The sequence below is a fragment of the Streptomyces globisporus C-1027 genome, assembly GCF_000261345.2.
Lineage (GTDB): Bacteria > Actinomycetota > Actinomycetes > Streptomycetales > Streptomycetaceae > Streptomyces > Streptomyces pakalii.
In genome coordinates, this window is sequence record NZ_CP013738.1 from 6,528,795 (window position 1) to 6,549,024 (window position 20,230).

Here is a 20,230-nt window from a genome sequence, read left to right on the forward strand (position 1 = left end):
GTTCAGCCCCCGTTCGTCCCACTGCTCGCCAGGGCCTCCGACAGCTCGCCCGCGACCTGCTGGAGGATCGGCACGATCCGCTCCGTGGCCGCCTCCGTCACCCGTCCCGCAGGGCCCGAGATGGAGATCGCGGCCGAGGTGGGGGAGTTCGGCACGGAGACCGCGAGGCACCGCACCCCGATCTCCTGCTCGTTGTCGTCCACCGCGTATCCGGCGCGCCGCACCTGCTCCAGGGCGTCGAGGAAGCCCTCGGGCGTGGTGATCGTCTTCTCCGTGGCGGCGGGCATGCCCGTACGGGCCAGGAGCGCGCGGACCTCGTCGGCGGGGGTGTGCGCGAGGAGCGCCTTGCCCACGCCGGTGGAGTGGGGCAGGACGCGCCGGCCGACCTCGGTGAACATCCGCATCGAGTGCTTGGACGGCACCTGGGCGACGTACACGATCTCGTCCCCGTCCAGCAGCGCCATGTTCGCCGTCTCGCCGGTCTCCTCCACCAGCCGGCTGAGGTAGGGCCTCGCCCAGGTGCCCAGCAGCCGGGAGGCGGACTCGCCGAGCCGGATCAGCCGGGGGCCCAGCGCGTAACGGCGGTTGGGCTGCTGGCGTACGTATCCGCAGACGACCAGGGTGCGCATCAGCCGGTGGATGGTCGGCAGGGGCAGACCGCTGCTCGCGGACAGCTCGCTCAGCCCGACCTCGCCCCCGGCGTCGGCCATCCGCTCCAGCAGATCGAAGGCGCGCTCAAGGGACTGCACCCCACCGCTGGTACCGGAGGGCTTGGAGTCGGCTGTGCTGGCGTGGGACGGCGGCACGTCAACGGTCCTTTCGAAGCGGAAGGCAAGGCAGCAGCCTACCGGGCGGTTCCGATGGGGCCCACAGCTCCCCGGTCGGCGTCCGTGCCGGTCAGGGCCTGTTTTGTCCGGGTGCCGCCGGTCGGTTCGGACGGCTCGGCGCCGTCCCTTCTGGCCCATGCTACGTTCCGCAGTTCGAAATCAGACTTTTACTTTGTGGAAACCTCCAGTCGTGGCGGCAGGGCTGGCCCGTCCGATCCCCGTGCCGGAAGGTGGGTCTTGACGAGGAGGTTTCCCGAGTGAAGACTCCATCAGAGCTTCAACAGTTCGTTGAATTGCTGTTGTGATCATCCTTTTGATCATCCTGGAGTGAAGGAGCACAGGTGTCCGGTGTGGACGTGAACCTGGTACTGCGCTCGACGCGCGTCGTCACCCCCGAGGGCACCCGCCCGGCGGCGGTCGCCGTCGCGGGCGGGACGATCGACGCGGTCCTGCCGTACGACGCCGATGTGCCCGCGGGCGCCCGTCTGGAGGACTTCGGCGACGACGTCCTGCTGCCGGGCCTGGTCGACACCCACGTCCATGTGAACGACCCCGGCCGCACCGAGTGGGAGGGCTTCTGGACCGCCACCCGCGCGGCCGCCGCCGGTGGCATCACCACGCTCCTGGACATGCCGCTCAACTCCCTCCCGCCGACCACCACCGTCGACCACCTGCGGACCAAGCAGCAGGTCGCCGCCCCCAAGGCGCACGTCGACACCGGCTTCTGGGGCGGTGCGATCCCGTCCAACGTCAAGGACCTGCGCCCGCTGTACGAGGCCGGGGTCTTCGGCTTCAAGTGCTTCCTGTCGCCCTCCGGGGTGGAGGAGTTCCCGGAGCTGGACCAGGAGCAACTGGCCCGCTCCATGGCGGAGATCGCTGGATTCGGCGGACTGCTCATCGTCCACGCCGAGGACCCGCACCACCTGGCCGACGCCCCGCAGCGCCCCGGCCCCGCCTACGCCGACTTCCTGGCCTCCCGCCCGCGCGACGCCGAGAACACCGCGATCGAGAACCTCATCGCCCACGCCAAGCGGCTGAACGCCCGCGTTCACGTCCTGCACCTGTCGTCCTCCGACGCGCTGCCGCTGATCGCCGCCGCGAAGCGCGAGGGTGTCCGGGTCACCGTCGAGTCCTGCCCGCACTTCCTGACCCTCACCGCCGAGGAAGTCCCGGACGGGGCCACCGAGTTCAAGTGCTGCCCGCCGATCCGCGAGGCCGCCAACCAGGACACCCTGTGGGCCGGGCTCGCCGACGGCACGATCGACTGCATCGTCAGCGACCACTCCCCGTGCACCACGGACCTCAAGACCCCGGACTTCGCCTCCGCCTGGGGCGGCATCTCCTCCCTCCAGCTCGGCCTGCCCGCCATCTGGACCGAGGCCCGCCGGCGCGGCCACACCCTCGACGACGTCGCCCGCTGGATGTCCGCGGCACCCGCCGAACTCGCCGGGCTCACCCGCAAGGGAGCCATCGAGGCAGGCCGCGACGCCGACTTCGCCGTCCTCGCCCCCGAGGCGACCTTCACCGTCGACCCCGCCGAGCTCTTCCACCGCAACCAGGTCACCGCCTACGCCGGGAAGACCCTGCACGGCGTGGTCCGCTCCAGCTGGCTGCGCGGCGTCCGCATCGTGTCCGACGGCGTCCTCGCCGAGCCCACCGGCCGCCTCCTGGAACGGGACCGCTGAACCGGCCTCACCCCCCCCTCGACCGGTACCGCTGACCGGCCCGAGCGGCCCCCTCCTCGAACGCGCCCCCCGACCGTGCCCGAAAGGACCCGCCGACCATGACGGACGCCTCGATACCCCGCTTCACCGGCGACGCCAGCCCGTATGCGGGCGGCGACCCGTACGCCGACCACCGCACCGCCGACTTCCCCTTCACCCACCTCGTCGACCTCGCCGACCGCCGCCTCGGCGCGGGCGTCATCGCGGCCAACGACGAGTTCTTCGCCGAGCGGGAGAACCTCCTCAAGCCCGAGCCCGCCGTCTTCGACCCGGAGCACTTCGGGCACAAGGGCAAGATCATGGACGGCTGGGAGACCCGCCGCCGCCGGGGCGTCAGCGCCGCCGAACCGCACCCCACCGCCGACGACCACGACTGGGCCCTCGTCCGCCTCGGTGCGCCCGGCGTCATCCGGGGCATCGTCCTGGACACCGCCCATTTCCGGGGCAACTACCCGCAGGCCGTCTCCGTCGAGGGCGTCGCCCTGCCCGGCTCCCCGTCCCCCGAGGACCTCCTCGCCCCCGACGTGAAGTGGACGACGCTCGTCCCCCGTACAGCGGTCGGCGGCCACGCGGCCAACGGGTTCGCCGTCGACGCCGAGCAGCGCTTCACCCACCTGCGGGTCAACCAGCACCCCGACGGCGGCATCGCCCGGCTGCGCGTGTACGGAGAGGTCGCCCCGGACCCCGCGTGGCTCGCCGCCCTCGGTACGTTCGACCTCGCGGCCCTGGAGAACGGCGGCCAGGTCGAGGACGCCTCCGACCGCTTCTACTCCCCGGCCACCAACACCATCCAGCCCGGCCGCTCCCGCAAGATGGACGACGGCTGGGAGACCCGCCGCCGGCGCGACAAGGGCAACGACTGGATCAGCTACCGCCTCGCCGCACAGTCCGGGATCCGGGCCGTCGAGATCGACACCGCCTACCTCAAGGGCAACTCGGCGGGCTGGGCGAGCCTTTCGGTACGGGACGGCGAGGACGGCGACTGGACCGAGGTCCTGCCCCGGACCCGCCTCCAGCCCGACACCAACCACCGCTTCGTGCTCGACGGGACCGTCCGTGCCACCCACGTACGGATCGACATCTTCCCGGACGGCGGCATCTCCCGGCTCCGGCTGTACGGATCGCTCACCGACGAGGGCGCGGCCGCGCTGGCGGCCCGTCACCGGGAGCTCGGCGGCTGACCCGAGCAGGGCACGGGGCCGGGCGCACCGCGATCGCAGGGGGATCGCGGTGCGCCCGGCCGGTCGTTGCGCGAGGGCGGGGACCCGCAGGAGCTCAGAACTCCTCGTGGGACTCCGGGTCGCCGCCGAACCGCCGCTGCCGGCCGGAGGCGATCGTCGTCAACTCCTGTGCCGTCAGCTCGAACCCGAACAGATCCAGGTTCTCGCGCTGCCGTCCCGGATCCGCCGACTTCGGGATCGGCACCGCGCCCAGCTGGGTGTGCCAGCGCAGCACCACCTGGCCGGGTGTCACGCCGTGGTCGTCCGCGACCGCCACGATCGAGGGGTCCTCCAGCACCTCCCGGCCCCGGGCCAGCGGGCTCCAGCTCTCCGTGACGATGCCCTTCGCCGCGTGCACCGCCCGCAGCTCCTCCTGCGGAAGCAGCGGATGCATCTCGATCTGGTTCACCGAGGGCAGCACCCCCGTCTCCCGCTCCAGCCGCTCCAGATGTGCGGCGGTGAAGTTGGAGACGCCGATCGAGCGGACGAGACCGTCCTCGCGGAGCCGGATCATCGCCTTCCAGGTGTCCACGTACTGGTCCACGCGGGGGAGCGGCCAGTGGATCAGATACAGGTCGACGTACTCGACGCCCAGGCGGGCCCGTGACTCCTCGAACGAGGCGAGTGTCTCCTCGTACCCCTGATGCCGGCCGGGCACCTTCGTGGTGACGACGACCTCCTCGCGGGGGACGCCGCTGCGGGCGATGCCCCGGCCGGTGCCGGTCTCGTTGCCGTAGTTGAGGGCCGTGTCGACCAGCCGGTAGCCCAGCTCCAGGGCCCCGGCGACGGCCTCCTCGGCCGCCGCGTCGTCCAGCGGGTAGGTGCCGAGCCCCACCGCGGGGAGCCGTGTGCCGTCGTTGAGCGTGTGAACCGGTGTACCGGACATGTGCTGGTCCTGTCCTTCCCGTCGCTGCCCCGTCCCGGCCAGCGTAGGGGCGCGGCCGGTACGGGGCAGCCGGACGCGGCCGCCAAGGGAGCGCGCTCCGGCGCACGCCCGGGCGGCGGACCAGGGGTGAGCCGGGAGTGCACCGCCGCCCGCGCGGCGCCGGGGCTCAGGCCGCGTGGCCGCCGTCCGCGACGAGCTCCGTGCCCGTGATGAAGCCCGCCTCCGCACTCACCAGGTAGGCGACGAGCGAGGCGATCTCCTCCGTCGTGCCGAAGCGGCCCAGCGCGTTCGCCGCGCGCTGGCCCTCGGCCAACGGCCCGTCGGCCGGGTTGAGATCGGTGTCCACGGCGCCCGGCTGGATCACGTTCACGGTGATGCCACGCGGCCCCAGCTCCCGGGCGAGCGGCTTGGTCAGCCCGGTCAGCGCGGACTTGCTGAGCCCGTAGAGGGTGGAGCCGGGCCCGCCCGCGTACCGGCTCAGGGCGGAACCCACGGAGACGATGCGGCCGCCGTCGGCCAGTCGCTCCGCCGCCGCCCGGCAGGCGAGGAAGACCGCTCGTACGTTCACCGTCAGCGTCCGGTCCACGTCAGGACCGGCGAGTGCGGCGATCGGACCGAGGACGCCGATGCCCGCGTTGTTGACCAGGATGTCCAGCCGGCCGAGCGCGTCCGCTGCCCGCTGCACGGCGTCGGCGGCCGCGTCGGCGTCCGCCGCGTCGCAGCGCAGGGCGACGCCCCGGCGGCCGAAGCCCTCGATCTTCGCGACGACCGCACGGGCCGCCTCCTCGTCCTGGACGTAGGTGACGGCGACGTCCGCGCCGTCCTGGGCGAGCCGCAGCGCGATCGCGGCGCCGATGCCCCGGCTGCCCCCGGTGACCAGCGCGGCCCGGGGCGGAAGGCCGACGGGAACGTCGGCGGAAGCAGCGGCGGGGGCGGTGCCGGACAGGGTTCCGGAAGGGGTGCTGGAAGCGTTGCTGGACATGGCTGTTCCTCGCTGACGGGGATGCCGTCGCTCCGACGGCATCCCCCAGCAAACGCGCGCCGGGGCCCGCGCACCGGCGGGTATCGGACGCCTACCGCAGGCCGGGCCGCTCACCGTAACGGCAGCCGCGCGGGGTCCGTCGCCGCCGCCCGCAGACGGGCCAGGATGGCGCGGGCCGCCTTGTCGTAGCCGAGGTTGTTGTTCTGGAGCACCGACTCGGCGTTGGCCAGCTCCAGCAGGGCGATCACCTCGAACGCCAGCTGGCACACGTCGGTGTCCCCGGCCAGCTCCCCGGCGGCCCTGGCCTCCTCGATGGTCTCCTCCACGAAGGTGACCCAACCCGTCTGCGCGGACGCCAGGGCGTCGTGCACCCGGCCGCTGCGGGCGTCGAACTCGGCGGTGGCGGCGTAGAAGAAGCACCCGCCCCGGAACACCCGCTCGCGGGAGTACGCGATCCACGCCTCGCACATCCGCCAGACCCGTCCGAGTCCCGGCGGCACCGACCGGGTGGGGCGCAGCACATGGTCGACGTAGACGGCCACCGCTCCCCGCACGGTGGCCAGCTGGAGCCCCTCCTTCGAGCCGAACAGCGCGAACACCCCGCTCTTGCTCAGCCCCAGCTCGGTGGCCAGCCGTCCCAGCGACAGGCCCTCAAGACCTTCGACCGAGGCGATCTGCACCGCCCGCCCCAGGACCAACTGCCGGGTCTGGTTCCCCCGCTCGACCCGCCCGTCCGCTCTTACCGACGCCATGTGACCACTCCGTGCCTCAGCGTTACCGATGCGTCAGTCTAGGGAGCGGCGGGAGGCGCCCGGGAACGATCCGGCCGCCTGGACAGGTGTTCCCTTTCCGGGAAGGCGGCGGGTAGCGTGATCACTTCGCGTGCGAGCCGGTGCGGTCTCCACAACACGTTCCGTGGAGAATCCGGGAGAACCAGATGTCCGCTGCCGCCGTGCCCGCCATGGGAGGCGTCTCCCCGCGCCGCGCCTGGGTCACCGACCTGCCCGTGCTGGCCGTCGCCGTCGTCTGGGGCGCGAGCTATCTCGCCGCCAAGGGCATCACCACCACACACACCGTCGTCGCCGTCCTCGTCCTGCGCTTCGCGATCGTGCTGCCGGTGCTCGTGGCGGTCGGATGGCGCAAGCTGCGGGCGCTGACCGGTGCGCAGTGGCGGGGCGCCGGAGTGCTGGGTCTGGTGCTGAGCGGGATCTTCCTGCTGGAGACGTACGGAGTGGTGCACACCTCCGCCACCAACGCCGGGCTGATCATCAGCCTGACCATGATCTTCACACCGCTGGCCGAGGCCGCCGTGACGCGCGTCCGCCCCTCGGCCGGATTCGTCGCCGCGGCCGGGCTCTCCGTCGCCGGGGTCGTCCTGCTGACCCAGGGCGGCGGATTCACCAGCCCCTCGGCCGGCGACCTCCTGATGCTCCTCGCCGCCCTCGCCCGTACGGTCCACGTCCTGGCCATGGCCCGGATCAAGGCGGTACGGGACGCCGACTCGCTCTCCCTGACGACCGTCCAGCTCGGCGGCGCGGTCGCCGTCTTCGCCGTACTCGCCGCCCTCCCCGGCACCGGGGCCTCGCCGTGGAGCACGGCCGTGGGCTTCGGCGTCCGGGAGTGGGCGGGCCTCGTCTTCCTCTCGGTGTTCTGCACGCTGTTCGCGTTCTTCGTGCAGATGTGGTCCGTACGCCGCACCTCGCCGTCCCGGGTCAGTCTGCTGCTCGGTACGGAACCGCTGTGGGCCGCCGCCGTCGGCATCAGCCTGGGCGGGGAACACCTTGGCGCCCTGGGGGTGGCCGGGGCCGTTCTCGTCCTGGCGGGCACCGCGTGGGGACGGCGCGCCGCCCTCGGGGGTGTGCGGCCCTGATCCGCCGGACGCCCCTGGTCAGGTCCTGATCGAATCCGCCGCGATCATCACGGCGGCCCCCGCCACGATCAGCACGATGTTGACGAACAGCGTGCGGTCGCTGAGGAAGTCGATGTGCCGCACCAGCGTCCAGAACCGGAACCAGCCAGTCCACTCGTACAGCAGCCCACCCGCGCCCTGGATGAAGACGAGGAACCCGATCGTCTCGACGATTTTCTTCATGGGCCGAGCCTCCCGCCCGCCCCGCGCCCGCCGCGTCGGCCACCGGTCCCGTCCGCCGCGCCGAAAGTAGCGCAGGGTGCGACTTTGGTAGCTCCCGCGCCGCCCGGACCGCTTTCGGGCCGTCCGGCTGCGTAACTTTGTCGACATGACGCGCACCGAGTACCGCTGGCTGCTCCCGTCGGCGATGGCCGGCCCCGAGCTGCCGGACGACCGGGTCCGGACGCGGCGGACCGTGCGGGACTGGGCCGTCGACATCACGGCCTTCCTCATCGCCGCGGGTATCGGCCTGCTGGCCCTCGGCACGATCGAGGCCGACGACACCACGGCCGACGTCGTCGTCTTCGTGGACTCGATCGTCGGCGCGCTGGCCTGCTGCGCCCTCTGGCTCCGGCGCCGCTGGCCCGTCGCGCTCGCCGTCGCCCTGACCCTCGTGTCCGTCATCGAGCCCGTGGCCGCCGGGGCCCTGCTGGTCGCCCTCTTCAGCCTGGCCGTCCACCGCCCGTTCAAGCCGGTCGCGATGGTCGGGGCGCTCGCCCTGGCCCTGGTGCCCGTGCAGCCGTTCCTGCGCCCCGACCCGACGACGTCCTTCCTCGCCTCGGTCCTCTTCGGGGCCCTGCTGATCCTCCTGGTGATCAGCTGGGGCATGGCCGTACGGTCCCGGCGCCAGCTCGTCGTCAGCCTCCGCGAGCGGGCCCGCCGCGCCGAGGCCGAGGCGGAACTGCGCGCCGAACAGGCCCAGCGCCTCGCCCGGGAGGCCATCGCCCGCGAGATGCACGACGTCCTGGCCCACCGGCTGACCCTGCTCAGCGTGCACGCCGGGGCCCTGGAGTTCCGGCCCGACGCCCCCGCAGCCGAGGTCGGCCGGGCGGCCGGCGTCATCCGGGACAGCGCCCACGAGGCCCTCCAGGACCTCCGCGAGATCATCGGCGTCCTGCGCGGACCCGGCGACACCGACGAGGCCCACCGGCCGCAGCCCACCCTCGCCACGCTGGACGCCCTCGTCGCCGAATCCCGGCTCGCGGGCATGAAGGTCGCCGTCGACAACCGGGTCGCCGAACCCCAGGCCGCCCCCGCCGCGACCGGCCGCACCGTCTACCGCATCGCGCAGGAGGCCCTGACCAACGCCCGCAAGCACGCGCCCGGCACCGAGGTCTCCCTCACCGTGACCGGCGGCCCCGGCGACGACCTCACCGTCGAGGTGGTGAACCCGGCCCCCACCGAACCCTTCGAACGGGTCCCCGGCTCCGGCCAGGGGCTCATCGGCCTCACCGAACGCGCCACCCTCGCCGGGGGAGAGCTGGAGCACGGCCCGACGAAGGACGGCGGCTTCGCGGTCCGGGCCCGCCTGCCGTGGCCCGCCGCGTGAGCGCCGCCGTACGGGAGCGAGCGATGCCCGGCATACGAGTACGAGCGACGCCCGCCGTTCCGGCGCCGCGCACCGGCTGGCTACGGTGGCCGTCATGAACACCCCGGCGTCCCCGACACCCCCGGCCTCCTCCGCGCCCGTCCGCCTGCTGATCGTCGACGACGACCCGCTGGTCCGGGCGGGACTGACCCTGATGCTCGGCGGGGACCAGAGCATCGACATCGTCGGCGAGGGCGCGGACGGCGTCGAGGTCGAGGAGCTGGTCGAGCGGCTGCGCCCCGATGTCGTCCTGATGGACATCCGGATGCCGGTCATGGACGGACTCACCGCGACCGAGCGGCTGCGCCGCCGGCCCGACGCCCCCGAAGTCGTCGTCCTGACCACCTTCCACGCCGATGAACAGGTGCTCCGGGCCATCCGGGCCGGGGCGGCGGGATTCGTCCTGAAAGACACCCCGCCGGCCCGGATCGTCGACTCGGTCCGCCGGGTCGCCGCCGGGGACCCGGTCCTCTCACCCGCCGTCACCCGCCAGCTGATGGCCCGCGCCGCCGGGGGCGGGCGCGACGACCGGGCCGACCGCGCCCACCGCGCACGCAGGCGTTTCGGCCAACTCGCCGAGCGGGAGCAGGAAGTCGCCGTCGCCGTCGGGCGCGGCGCCTCCAACGCGGAGATCGCGGCCTCCCTCTACCTCAGCGTCGCCACCGTCAAGACCCATGTCTCTCGCATTCTCGCCAAGCTCGAACTCAACAACCGTGTCCAGATCGCGCTGTTGGTCCACGATGCGGGGCTCCTCGACACGGACGACGGGGAGGGGAGCCGCCTAGGGTGAAGGAAGACGGCCCGGAACGGAGCGGGCCGCGACGGGAGAGGGGCCGCTCACCATGGCCGAGCTCGATCTGCGCGACCTGCCGGACTTCACCGCCGACCCCTACCCGTACTACGCCGAGCTCCGCGCCGAAGGGCCGGTGCACACCGTGCGCACCGAGCACCTGGAGCGGCTCTGGCTGATCGTCGGATACGAGGAGGGCCGCGCCGCCCTCGCCGACCAGCGGCTGGGCAAGGACTGGCGCCCCGGAGGGGGCTGGAAGGCCTCCGAGGCCCAGCTCAACGCCAACATGCTGGAGCTGGACGCCCCGCACCACACCCGGCTGCGCCGGCTCGTCGTCCGCGAGTTCACCGCCCGGCGCATCGAGGCGCTGCGCCCGCGCGTCACCGAGGTCACCGACCGGCTCCTCGACGCGATGGTGCCACAGGGCTCCGCCGACCTGGTCGACGCCCTCGCCTTCCCGCTGCCGATGACCGTGATCTGCGAACTCCTGGGCGTCCCGGACATCGACCGGGACGCCTTCCGGGTGCTGTCGAACGGCATCGTCACGCCCACCCCGGAGCAGCGGGACGCCGACCCGGTCGGCGCGATGAGCGCCTACCTCGTCGACCTCATCGCGGACAAACGCCGTTCCCCCGGCGAGGACCTGCTGAGCGCGCTGATCCGGGCCACGGACGAGGACGGCGACAGCCTGTCCTCCGCCGAACTGGTCGGCATGGCCTTCCTGCTGCTCGTCGCGGGCCACGAGACCACCGTCAACCTGATCGCCAACGGGGTCCGGGCCCTGCTCGACCACCCCGAGCAACTCGCCCTGCTGCGCACCGACCCGGGGCTCGTCGACGGCGCGGTGGAGGAGATGCTGCGCTACGACGGGCCCGTGGAGAACGCCACCTTCCGCTTCGCCCGGGAGCCGGTCACCGTCGGCTCCACCGTGATCCCGCGCGACGCCGTGGTGCTCGTCGCCCTGGCCTCCGCCGACCGTGACCCCGACCGCTTCCCGGCCCCGGACACCTTCGACATCCGCCGCGAGCCCCAGGGGCACCTGGCCTTCGGCCACGGCGCCCACTACTGCCTGGGCGCACCGCTCGCCCGGATGGAGGCCCGTATCGCGATCGGCGCCCTGCTGGAACGCTGCCCCGGCCTCGCCCGCGACGAGTCCGGCGGCGAGCTGGACTGGCTCCCGGGTCTGCTGATGCGCGGCACCCGGGGTCTGCCGGTGCGCTGGTGAGGGGGGCCGCAACCGGGTGACCGCCGCAACCCCCTGAGCGCAGCAACGCCGTGAAGAGTCGCCACAACTCCTCCTGAAGGGAACCGTGTTGACCACCGAACCCCTGGTCGATCTCGCCGCGCTCGGCGAGCAGTTCACCCGCGATCCCTACCCCGCCTACGCCGCCCTGCGCGCCCAGGGCCCGGTCCACCGGGTCCGGATCCCCGAGGGCGCGGACGCCTGGCTCGTCGTCGGGTACGAGGCGGGTCGCGCCCTCCTCGCCGACCAGCGGCTCTCCAAACACTGGAGCCGTGCCTCGCCCACGCTCGGGGTCAGCAAGGTGTCCGCGGGCTCCTCGATGCTCGGCTCCGACGCCCCCGACCACACCCGGCTGCGCAAGCTGGTCGCCCGTGAGTTCACCCCGCGCCGCATGGAGGAACTGGCGCCGCGGATACAGGAGATGACCGACGACCTGCTGGACGCGATGCTCGCGGCTCCGGACCGCTCGGCCGATCTCGTCGAGGCGCTGTCCTTCCCGCTGCCGATGTCGGTGATCTGCGAGCTGCTCGGCGTGCCGTTCCTGGACCGCGAGGACTTCCGCACCTGGTCGGGCCAGGCGGTCTCCTCCATCGACCCGTCCGTGCGGGCCTCCTCGACCCAGGCCATGACCGCGTACATCGCCGGTCTGCTGGCCGACAAGCGGGAGAAGCCCGGAGAGGACCTGCTGAGCGCGCTGATCCACACCGCCGACGAGGGCGGCGACCGGCTGTCCGGCGAGGAACTGATCGGCATGGCGTGGCTGTTGCTCGTCGCCGGACACGAGACCACCGTCAACCTCATCACCAACGGCGTGCACAACCTCCTCGCGCACCCCGGTCAACTGGCGGCCCTGCGCGCGGACTTCTCCCTGATCGACAACGCCGTCGAGGAGATCCTGCGCTTCGAGGGGCCGGTGGAGACCCCCACGTACCGCTTCACCACCGAGCCGATCGAGGTGGGCGGCACGGTGATCCCCGGCGGCGGCGAACTGGTCCTGGTCGCGATGTCGGACGCCAACCGGGACCCTGATCGCTACCCCGGCGGGGACCGCTTCGACATCACCCGGGACGCCCGGGGCCACATCGCCTTCGGGCACGGCATCCACTACTGCCTGGGCGCGCCGCTGGCCCGCATCGAGGCGCGGATCGCCATCCGGTCGCTGCTGGAGCGCTGCCCGGAGCTGCGGCTGACCGCCGACCCGGCGACGCTGACCTGGCGCGCCGGGATGCTGATGCGGGGCCCGCTGAGCCTTCCGGTCGCCTGGTAGCGGGCGGTCCCCGGCGGCTCAGCCGCCGGGGACCTCGGTCATCGCAACCGGCCGGCGTTCACGGCGGGAGACCTCGCACGCCTCGGCGATCCGCAGGGCGTGCAGGGCCTCCCGCCCGTCGCACGGATTGGCCAGCTCGCCGCGGACCACGCGCAGGAACGCGTCCAGCTCCGCCTCGTACGCCGGGGCGAACCGTTCCAGGAAGCCCGGCCAGGGCTTCGCCGGGGCGCCGGGGCCGCCCGGCTCGGCCGAGGTCAGCGGCGTACGGTCGTCCAGGCCGACGGCGATCTGGTCCAGCTCGCCGGCCAGCTCCATCCGTACGTCGTACCCGGCGCCGTTGCAGCGGGTCGCGGTTGCGGTGGCGAGCGTGCCGTCGTCGAGGGTGAGCAGGGCAGCGGCCGTGTCCACGTCCCCGGCCTCCCGGAACATCGCGGGCCCGGTGTCGGAGCCGGTGGCGTACACCTCGCTCACCTCGCGGCCCGTCACCCAGCGCAGGATGTCGAAGTCGTGGACCAGGCAGTCGCGGTACAGCCCGCCGGAGAGCGGGAGGTAGGCGGCGGGCGGCGGCGTGGGATCGGAGGTGACCGCCCGCACGGTGTGCAGCCGGCCCAGCCGCCCGTCCCGCACGGCGGCCCTGGCCTCGCCGTACCCGGCGTCGAAGCGCCGCATGAAGCCGAGCTGGAGCAGGCTCCCCGCCGCCTCGACCTCCGCCAGCGCGGCGAGCGTGCCGGGCAGGTCCAGCGCGATCGGCTTCTCGCAGAAGACCGGCAGCCCGGCGCGGGCGGCCCGCGCGATGAGCCCCGCGTGGGCGGCGGTCGCCGAACAGATCACGACGGCGTCGGGCAGGCCCCGGGCCTCGCCCGCTCCCGTGAACAGGTCGTCCACGGAGACGGCCGCGGCCCCCGTCCGCCCGGCTGCGGCGGCCGCTCGCTCGGGGTCCGCGTCCGCCAGCAGCAGGGCGCCCACGGCGGGGTGACGGCTCAGCACCTCCGCATGGAATGTGCCGATCCGTCCCGTTCCGATCAATCCGATGCGCATGGGCCCCAAGGTGGCGTTCGCCCGGTCGTCATGTCAAGCGTTTGTCCTGACAAATGCCATGCCATGGCTATGTCCGGACAAGCGAACTACGCTCGCCCCGTGACCGCACATGGAACCGACCGGCCGCTGCCGCTGAGCGTGGACCGCACCAGCCCGGTGCCGCTCTACTTCCAGCTGGCGCAGCAGCTGGAGGCGGCCGTGGAGCAGGGCCGGCTGGCCCCCGGCGCCCTGCTCGGGAACGAGATCGACCTCGCCGCCCGCCTCGGCCTGTCCCGGCCGACCGTCCGCCAGGCCATCCAGACGCTCGTCGACAAGGGCCTGATGGTGCGCCGGAGGGGGGTCGGCACCCAGGTCGTCCACAGCCAGGTCCGCCGCCCGCTGGAGCTCAGCTCGCTCTACGACGACCTGGAGGCGGCGGGCCAGCGCCCCGCCACCGAGGTCCTGCGCAACACGACGGAACCGGCCACGGCCGAGGTCGCCGCCGCGCTCGGGGTCGCCGAGGGCAGCGAGGTCCACCTCGTGGAGCGGCTGCGCAGCGCGCACGGCGAACCGGTGGCGCTCCTGCGCAACCACCTGCCGCCGGGGCTGGTGCCCCTGCGCACCGAGGAGCTGGTGGCCACCGGCCTCTACCGGCTGATGCGCGCCGGTGGCATCACCCTGCACAGCGCCCGCCAGTCGGTGGGGGCGCGCGCCGCGACGACGGGGGAGGCGGATGCCCTGGACGAGGAGCCGGGGGCGCCGCTGCTGACGATGGAGCGGGTGACGTACGACGACACGGGGCGGGTGGTGGAGTTCGGCTCCCACGTCTACCGGGCGGCGCGCTACGCGTTCGAGTTCCAGCTCCTGGTCCGCCCGTAGCCGCGCATATCAGCCCGTCCGGCGCCCACTCCAGCCCGTCCGGCGTCTCCCTCCAGTTCGTTCCCGGACGGGCTTGAAAGGGGCGCGGGCCCGCCCAGGCCCGCCGGACGGGCTCAAGGGGGCCGGCCCCCCCCGGACCCGCGGGCGGGCCGAATGGGTCCGGGCACACGGGTTGCGCTCGGCCGCCCCGTGCCCCAGGCTCCTGTGACCGTCGGCCACCCGCGCAAGGCCCCTGGGCAGGGCTCGGGGATACTGGGCAGTCGGCCCCGGACCGTACACCCGGCCCGGCCGGGCGAAGCGCACAGCAGCAGAAGAAGGGCACGGTGTCGTGGCAAGGGTTCGGACAGGGGTACGCGCGATGGGCGCCGTGCTGGCAGTGATGCTGGCAGCCGCGGGATGCAGCAGCACCGGCGGCAAGCGGGCGGAAGAACGCGCGGCCGAGGCCGCCGAGGGGCGGGCCGCGGTGAACACTCCGCGCTGGACCTTCGCCATGGTCACCCACTCGGGAGACGGCGACACGTTCTGGGACATCGTCCAGAAGGGCGCCGAGCAGGCGGCCGTCAAGGACAACATCAACTTCCTCTACTCGCACAACGACGAGGCCAACCAGCAGGCGCAGCTCGTCCAGACCGCGATCGACAAGAAGGTCGACGGGCTGATCGTCTCGCTGGCCAAGCCGGACGCGATGAAGGCCGTGGTCGCCAAGGCCGTCAAGGCGGGCATCCCGGTCGTCACCGTGAACTCCGGCTCCGCCGAGTCGAAGGAGTTCGGGGCGCTCACCCACATCGGCCAGGACGAGACCATCGCCGGTGAGGCCGTCGGCGACGAGCTGAACAGCCGCGACCGCAAGAAGGTCCTGTGCGTCCTGCACGAGCAGGGCAACGTGGGCCACGAGCAGCGCTGCGCCGGGGCGAAGAAGACCTTCGACGGCACCATGCAGAACCTGTACGTCGACGGCACCAACATGCCCGACGTCACCGCGTCCATCGAGGCCAAGCTCCAGTCCGACAAGAGCATCGACGCGGTCGTCACCCTCGGCGCCCCCTTCGCCGACGCGGCCGTCCAGGCCAAGCAGACGGCGGGCAGCAAGGCCGAGATCGACACCTTCGACCTCAACGCCAAGGTCGCCACCGGGCTCCAGAGCGACAAGCTCGGCTTCGCCGTCGACCAGCAGCCCTATCTCCAGGGGTACCAGGCCGTCGACCTGCTCTGGCTCTACCGCTACAACCGCAACGTGCTCGGCGGCGGCCAGCCCGTCCTGACCGGCCCGCAGGTGATCACCAAGGACGACGCCGACGCCCTGGCCGACTTCACCAAGCGGGGCACCCGATGAGCGGCTCCACCGCCGCCCCGGAGAAGCCCGCGCAGCCCGACGAGCGCCTCGTGCACACCTCGCCGCTCCGCAAGCTGCTCGGCCGCCCCGAGCTGGGCTCGGTCGTCGGCGCGGCAGCCGTCTTCCTGTTCTTCGCGATCGTCGCCGACAGTTTCCTCCAGGCCTCCAGCTTCGGCACCGTCCTGTACGCGGCCTCGGTCCTCGGCATCATGGCCGCCCCCGTCGCCCTGCTGATGATCGGCGGTGAGTTCGACCTCTCCGCGGGCGTCCTGGTGACCAGCTCCGCGCTGATCTCGTCGATGTTCAGCTACCAGATGACGGCCAACGTCTGGGTCGGCGTCCTCGTGTCCCTGCTGGTCACGCTCGCCATCGGCGCGTTCAACGGCTTCATGCTGACCCGCACCAAACTGCCGAGCTTCATCATCACGCTCGGCACGTTCCTGATGCTGACCGGTCTGAACCTCGGCTTCACCAAGCTCATCAGCGGCACCGTCTCCACCAAGGCGATCGGCGACATGGAGGGCTTCGACTCGGCCCACGCCCTGTTCGCCTCGACCCTGACCGTCGGCAGCGTCGAGTTCAAGGTGACCATCCTGTGGTGGATCGCCCTCGTCGCCCTCGCCACCTGGATCCTGCTCCGTACCCGCTTCGGCAACTGGATCTTCGCCGTCGGCGGCGAGGCCGACGCGGCCCGCGCGGTCGGCGTCCCGGTCATCCGCACCAAGATCGGGCTCTACCTCGGCGTCGCCTTCGCCGCCTGGATCTCCGGCCAGCACCTGCTGTTCAGCTACGACGTCGTCCAGTCCGGCGAGGGCGTCGGCAACGAGCTGACGTACATCATCGCCGCCGTCATCGGCGGCTGCCTGATCACCGGCGGCTACGGCTCCGCGATCGGCTCGGCGGTCGGCGCCTTCATCTTCGGCATGACCAGCAAGGGCATCGTCTACGCCGAGTGGAACCCGGACTGGTTCAAATTCTTCCTGGGAGCGATGCTGCTCCTGGCCACCCTGCTCAACGCGTGGGTGCGCAAGCGCGCGGAGGCGACGGCATGACGGCCACCCCTGAAGAGACCGCCGGCCCTCTCGTCGAGCTGGACGACGTGTCCAAGTTCTACGGCAACATCAAGGCCCTGGAACACGTCTCGCTGGAGGTCCACGCGGGCGAGATCACCTGCGTCCTCGGTGACAACGGCGCCGGCAAGTCCACCCTCATCAAGATCATCGCAGGGCTGCACGGACACGACGCCGGACGCTTCCTGATCGAGGGCGAGGAGACCACCCTCGCCAACCCGCGCGACGCCCTGGACCGGGGCATCGCCACCGTCTACCAGGACCTCGCCGTCGTCCCGCTGATGCCGGTCTGGCGGAACTTCTTCCTCGGCTCCGAGCCCACGACGGGCGTCGGCCCCTTCAAGCGCCTCGACGTCCGGAAGATGCGCGAGACGACCCGTACGGAACTGCTCCGCATGGGCATCGACCTGCGCGACGTCGACCAGCCCATCGGCACCCTGTCCGGCGGCGAGCGCCAGTGCGTGGCCATCGCCCGCGCCGTCTACTTCGGCGCCAAGGTCCTCGTCCTGGACGAGCCGACCGCCGCCCTCGGCGTCAAGCAGTCCGGTGTGGTGCTCAAGTACGTCGCGGCCGCCCGCGACGCGGGGCTCGGCGTGGTCCTCATCACGCACAACCCGCACCACGCCCACCTCGTCGGCGACCGGTTCGTCCTCCTCAAGCGCGGAGTGATGTCCGGCAGCCACACCAAGGACGACATCACGCTCGACGAGCTGACCCGGCAGATGGCGGGCGGCAGCGAGCTGGAGGAACTCAGCCACGAGCTGGAACGCACCCCGACGCCCACCCTCCCGGGCAGCCACGGCGCGAAGGGCGGGACTTCCTGAGCCCCGACCGTCCCGGCGCGGCCGACCCCGCCCATCGGCCCGCCGGGTCCGGGCAGTGGCAGAATCGAGCGCGGCGGGCGCCGTCCGCCGCCGGCCGCGACAGCGGCCCGGCCCCCCAGACCCCGCAGGGACGATGAGCACGTACCGCGACTTCGCCCACCGCGGCTCCGCCCGCGCCACCGTCCTCAAGACGGTCGGCACCAAGGAACGCCGCTCGCACCTGTCCGCGCCCCGCGTCCCCACGGTCGGGATCGACATCGGCGGTACGAAGGTGATGGCGGGCGTCGTCGACGCCGACGGCAACATCCTGGAGAAGGTCCGCACCGAGACGCCCGACAAGTCCAAGAGCCCCAAGGTCGTCGAGGACACCATCGTCGAGCTGGTCCTGGACCTCTCCGACCGGCACGACGTCCACGCGGTGGGCATCGGTGCGGCGGGCTGGGTCGACGCAGACCGCTCCAAGGTCCTCTTCGCCCCGCACCTCGCCTGGCGCGACGAGCCCCTGCGCGACGCCATCGCCTCCCGCCTCGTCGTCCCCGTCATGGTCGACAACGACGCCAACACCGCCGCCTGGGCGGAGTGGCGCTTCGGCGCGGGCCGCGGCGAGGACCACCTCGTCATGATCACCCTCGGTACGGGCATCGGCGGCGCGATCCTGGAGGACGGCCAGGTCAAGCGCGGCAAGTACGGGGTCGCCGGTGAGTTCGGCCACATGCAGGTCGTGCCCTCGGGCCACCGCTGTCCCTGCGGCAACCGGGGCTGCTGGGAGCAGTACAGCTCCGGCAACGCCCTCGTCCGCGAGGCCAGGGAGCTGGCCGCCGCCGACTCCCCGGTCGCCCACTACCTGCTGGACCGGGTGAAGGGGAACGTCTTCGACATCACCGGACCGCTCATCACCGAACTGGCCCGCGAGGGCGATGCGATGTGCATCGAACTCCTCCAGGACATCGGCCAGTGGCTCGGCATCGGCATCGCCAATCTGGCCGCCGCGCTCGACCCCTCCTGCTTTGTGATCGGAGGCGGTGTCAGCGCCGCCGACGACCTCCTGATCAACCCCGCCCGGGACGCCTTCAAGCGCCACCTCACCGGCCGCGGGTACCGCCCCGAGGCCAGGATCGCCAAGGCGCAGCTCGGTCCCGAGGCGGGTATGGTCGGCGCCGCGGACCTGGCGCGGCTGGTCGCCCGGCGCTTCCGCCGGACCAACCGGCGGCGCGTCGAGCGGTACGAGCGGTACGCCCAGATCTACGACCAGGCGGCGAGCACCATCCGCAACACGCGGTCCACCCGCACCGCCGACTGAACCGCGACCGCCCTTTCCGGCGTCCACCCCTCCATACGCCTCACGTCGCCGCAGCACCTAGGGACCACCTGATCATGATCGCAGCCGGGCACCCCGTGGTGCCGCACCAGTCGGAGTCTCCGGGCGACGGCGAGGGCAAACCGCCCGAGGACCGCCGGCGTGTGTTCAAGCGGCGCTTCATCACCGCCACGATCATCGTGCTGCTGATCGGCATCCCGGCCGGCTATCTGCTGATCTCGGCCGGGCAGAGCCGCCGCTCGGGCATGGACAAGGAGACCGAGGCGGCCGCCTCGGGGCTGCGCGAGGGCTGGCCCTCCAAGATGCAGCGCCGGATCTTCGAGATCCCGATCCCGGGCAACGGACAGGGCGTCCAGTACTACGAGACGAACAACTGGAAAGCCAGCCGGATGTACGCGAAGTTCCGGACCACCTCCGCCGGTCTCGACCGCTTCCTGACCGGGGTGGGCACGGGACGCGCGGCACTGGAGCCGGACAGGGTCACGATCAGTCCGCGGGACATCAAGATCACCGGCTGGTCCTTCGGTCCGGGCGAGCACTGGGCCGGCACCACGCACAGCAACAAGAAGCCGCGCCCCACCCAGAACATCACGGTCAACATGACCGATCCGGCCAGTCCCGTCGTGTATGTCGTCTCGGCGGCGACCCCCTGATTCGACCCCCTGGGCAGGGCTGCCGCGCGGACGGGCCACAAGGGGCCGGGAATCGGCCGCGTGTCCCCGGCTCGTCTCAAAGATGTCCTGCGAAGGACTGCCCCGGACGGCGATGATGATCGCCATGCCCGAAGCTCTGGAGATCCTCGCCCTCGCCTGTACCGGTCTGTACGCCGGATACATGGCCGCTTTCATGTCGGGCGTCATGCCCGCGCTCAAAGAGGTGGACGACGCGTCGTTCACCCAGGTCATGCGGGCGGTGAACCGCAAAGTTCCCGGCCCGCTCTTCCTGCTTCTCTTCCTCGGATCGCTCGCGTTCCCCGCGGCCTCGTTCTTCGTCGAGCCGGACGGCAGGGGCGGCGGCGACACGACCCTGGTGGGTGTCGCGGCGGTATGCGCTCTGGTGGGACACCTGATCACCTCCGGTGGGAACGTCCCGCTGAACAACGCCCTGGAGGCGTCGAAGGGGCGGGGTGGTGACCGGGATGCCCGTACCGCCTTCGAGGGGCGGTGGACCGCTCTGCACGCCCTGCGCACCCTGTTCGCGACCGCTGCCTTCGTCCTTGTCGCGGTGGCCGTCACCGGCTGAGCGGGCGCCGACGACCGCGCTGCGACGTGATGCCTACGTGAAGCTGCGCGAGAATGAGACGATGGCGAATGAAACTGAGTCTGTGAGCTATTCACCGTCTGCGCCATGGAG

The 20,230-nt window shown here is 72.3% G+C and carries 20 protein-coding genes; 14 read left to right on the forward strand and 6 right to left on the reverse strand.

Going from position 1 to position 20,230, the window contains the following annotated elements:
• Positions 1-2: 2 nt before the first annotated feature.
• Positions 3-806 carry an IclR family transcriptional regulator gene (locus WQO_RS28790; RefSeq protein ID WP_010064232.1) on the reverse strand — a complete coding sequence of 268 codons (804 nt, stop codon included), beginning with the start codon at positions 804-806 and terminating at the stop codon, positions 3-5.
• Positions 807-1,168: 362 nt separating this feature from the next.
• On the opposite strand from WQO_RS28790, the gene allB reads away from it, so the two are divergent.
• Together allB and alc are read left to right on the forward strand one after the other, a co-directional pair.
• Positions 1,169-2,512, forward strand: a complete 1,344-nt coding sequence (gene allB / locus WQO_RS28795; protein ID WP_058954132.1) for an allantoinase AllB — start codon at positions 1,169-1,171, stop codon at positions 2,510-2,512.
• A 98-nt stretch (positions 2,513-2,610) separates the two neighbouring features.
• The gene (gene alc, locus WQO_RS28800) at positions 2,611-3,732 is read left to right on the forward strand and encodes an allantoicase (RefSeq protein WP_010064127.1); all 1,122 of its coding nucleotides are present in this window, start codon (positions 2,611-2,613) and stop codon (positions 3,730-3,732) included.
• A 94-nt stretch (positions 3,733-3,826) separates the two neighbouring features.
• Here the strand turns inward: alc and WQO_RS28805 are convergent, their stop codons facing one another.
• The 3 genes from WQO_RS28805 to WQO_RS28815 form a co-directional block, all read right to left on the reverse strand.
• Positions 3,827-4,657 (reverse strand): aldo/keto reductase, encoded by an 831-nt coding sequence (locus tag WQO_RS28805; protein WP_010064126.1) that lies wholly within the window; start codon positions 4,655-4,657, stop codon positions 3,827-3,829.
• 166 nt (positions 4,658-4,823) lie between these two features.
• A complete protein-coding gene (locus WQO_RS28810) occupies positions 4,824-5,603 on the reverse strand; it encodes an SDR family NAD(P)-dependent oxidoreductase (protein ID WP_050992370.1) in 780 nt (259 codons plus the stop codon).
• A gap of 146 nt (positions 5,604-5,749) precedes the next feature.
• Positions 5,750-6,391, reverse strand: a complete 642-nt coding sequence (locus tag WQO_RS28815; RefSeq protein ID WP_010064124.1) for a TetR/AcrR family transcriptional regulator — start codon at positions 6,389-6,391, stop codon at positions 5,750-5,752.
• A 185-nt stretch (positions 6,392-6,576) separates the two neighbouring features.
• Between WQO_RS28815 and WQO_RS28820 the strand changes: the two genes are divergently transcribed.
• On the forward strand, positions 6,577-7,509 hold the full coding sequence (locus tag WQO_RS28820) for a DMT family transporter (RefSeq protein ID WP_010064123.1): 933 nt from the start codon (positions 6,577-6,579) through the stop codon (positions 7,507-7,509).
• Positions 7,510-7,527: 18 nt separating this feature from the next.
• Here the strand turns inward: WQO_RS28820 and WQO_RS28825 are convergent, their stop codons facing one another.
• Complete coding sequence (locus tag WQO_RS28825; protein WP_010064122.1) at positions 7,528-7,731, reverse strand: hypothetical protein; 204 nt, start codon at positions 7,729-7,731, stop codon at positions 7,528-7,530.
• A gap of 145 nt (positions 7,732-7,876) precedes the next feature.
• On the opposite strand from WQO_RS28825, the gene WQO_RS28830 reads away from it, so the two are divergent.
• The 4 genes from WQO_RS28830 (at position 7,877) to WQO_RS28845 (ending at position 12,436) form a co-directional block, all read left to right on the forward strand.
• Positions 7,877-9,097, forward strand: coding sequence for a sensor histidine kinase (locus tag WQO_RS28830; RefSeq protein WP_010064120.1), 1,221 nt, complete (start codon positions 7,877-7,879; stop codon positions 9,095-9,097).
• A gap of 94 nt (positions 9,098-9,191) precedes the next feature.
• Positions 9,192-9,926, forward strand: a complete 735-nt coding sequence (locus tag WQO_RS28835) for a response regulator transcription factor (RefSeq protein WP_010064119.1) — start codon at positions 9,192-9,194, stop codon at positions 9,924-9,926.
• Positions 9,927-9,978: 52 nt separating this feature from the next.
• Positions 9,979-11,151 carry a cytochrome P450 family protein gene (locus tag WQO_RS28840; RefSeq protein WP_010064118.1) on the forward strand — a complete coding sequence of 391 codons (1,173 nt, stop codon included), beginning with the start codon at positions 9,979-9,981 and terminating at the stop codon, positions 11,149-11,151.
• 88 nt (positions 11,152-11,239) lie between these two features.
• Complete coding sequence (locus WQO_RS28845; RefSeq protein ID WP_010064117.1) at positions 11,240-12,436, forward strand: cytochrome P450 family protein; 1,197 nt, start codon at positions 11,240-11,242, stop codon at positions 12,434-12,436.
• An 18-nt stretch (positions 12,437-12,454) separates the two neighbouring features.
• Here WQO_RS28845 and WQO_RS28850 read toward each other — a convergent pair whose 3' ends face one another.
• Positions 12,455-13,474 (reverse strand): Gfo/Idh/MocA family protein, encoded by a 1,020-nt coding sequence (locus WQO_RS28850; protein ID WP_010064116.1) that lies wholly within the window; start codon positions 13,472-13,474, stop codon positions 12,455-12,457.
• Positions 13,475-13,573: 99 nt separating this feature from the next.
• Here WQO_RS28850 and WQO_RS28855 point away from each other — a divergent pair, with 99 nt between their 5' ends.
• The 7 genes from WQO_RS28855 to WQO_RS28885 all read left to right on the forward strand — a co-directional run bounded on the left by WQO_RS28855 (position 13,574) and on the right by WQO_RS28885 (position 20,119).
• Positions 13,574-14,332, forward strand: coding sequence for a GntR family transcriptional regulator (locus WQO_RS28855; protein ID WP_010064115.1), 759 nt, complete (start codon positions 13,574-13,576; stop codon positions 14,330-14,332).
• A 328-nt stretch (positions 14,333-14,660) separates the two neighbouring features.
• Positions 14,661-15,665: a sugar ABC transporter substrate-binding protein gene (locus tag WQO_RS28860; RefSeq protein WP_441350154.1), complete on the forward strand. Its 1,005-nt coding sequence runs from the start codon at positions 14,661-14,663 to the stop codon at positions 15,663-15,665.
• On the forward strand, positions 15,662-16,717 hold the full coding sequence (locus WQO_RS28865; RefSeq protein WP_010064113.1) for an ABC transporter permease: 1,056 nt from the start codon (positions 15,662-15,664) through the stop codon (positions 16,715-16,717). The genes WQO_RS28860 and WQO_RS28865 overlap by 4 nt, the downstream gene beginning before the upstream one ends.
• A complete protein-coding gene (locus WQO_RS28870) occupies positions 16,714-17,559 on the forward strand; it encodes an ATP-binding cassette domain-containing protein (RefSeq protein WP_010064111.1) in 846 nt (281 codons plus the stop codon). Before WQO_RS28865 ends, WQO_RS28870 begins: the two co-directional genes overlap by 4 nt.
• A 133-nt stretch (positions 17,560-17,692) precedes the next feature.
• Positions 17,693-18,859, forward strand: coding sequence for an ROK family glucokinase (locus tag WQO_RS28875; RefSeq protein WP_010064110.1), 1,167 nt, complete (start codon positions 17,693-17,695; stop codon positions 18,857-18,859).
• Positions 18,860-18,933: 74 nt separating this feature from the next.
• Complete coding sequence (locus WQO_RS28880; protein ID WP_010064109.1) at positions 18,934-19,530, forward strand: hypothetical protein; 597 nt, start codon at positions 18,934-18,936, stop codon at positions 19,528-19,530.
• Positions 19,531-19,654: 124 nt separating this feature from the next.
• The gene (locus tag WQO_RS28885; RefSeq protein WP_237274176.1) at positions 19,655-20,119 is read left to right on the forward strand and encodes an anthrone oxygenase family protein; all 465 of its coding nucleotides are present in this window, start codon (positions 19,655-19,657) and stop codon (positions 20,117-20,119) included.
• The last annotated feature ends 111 nt before the right edge of the window (positions 20,120-20,230 follow it).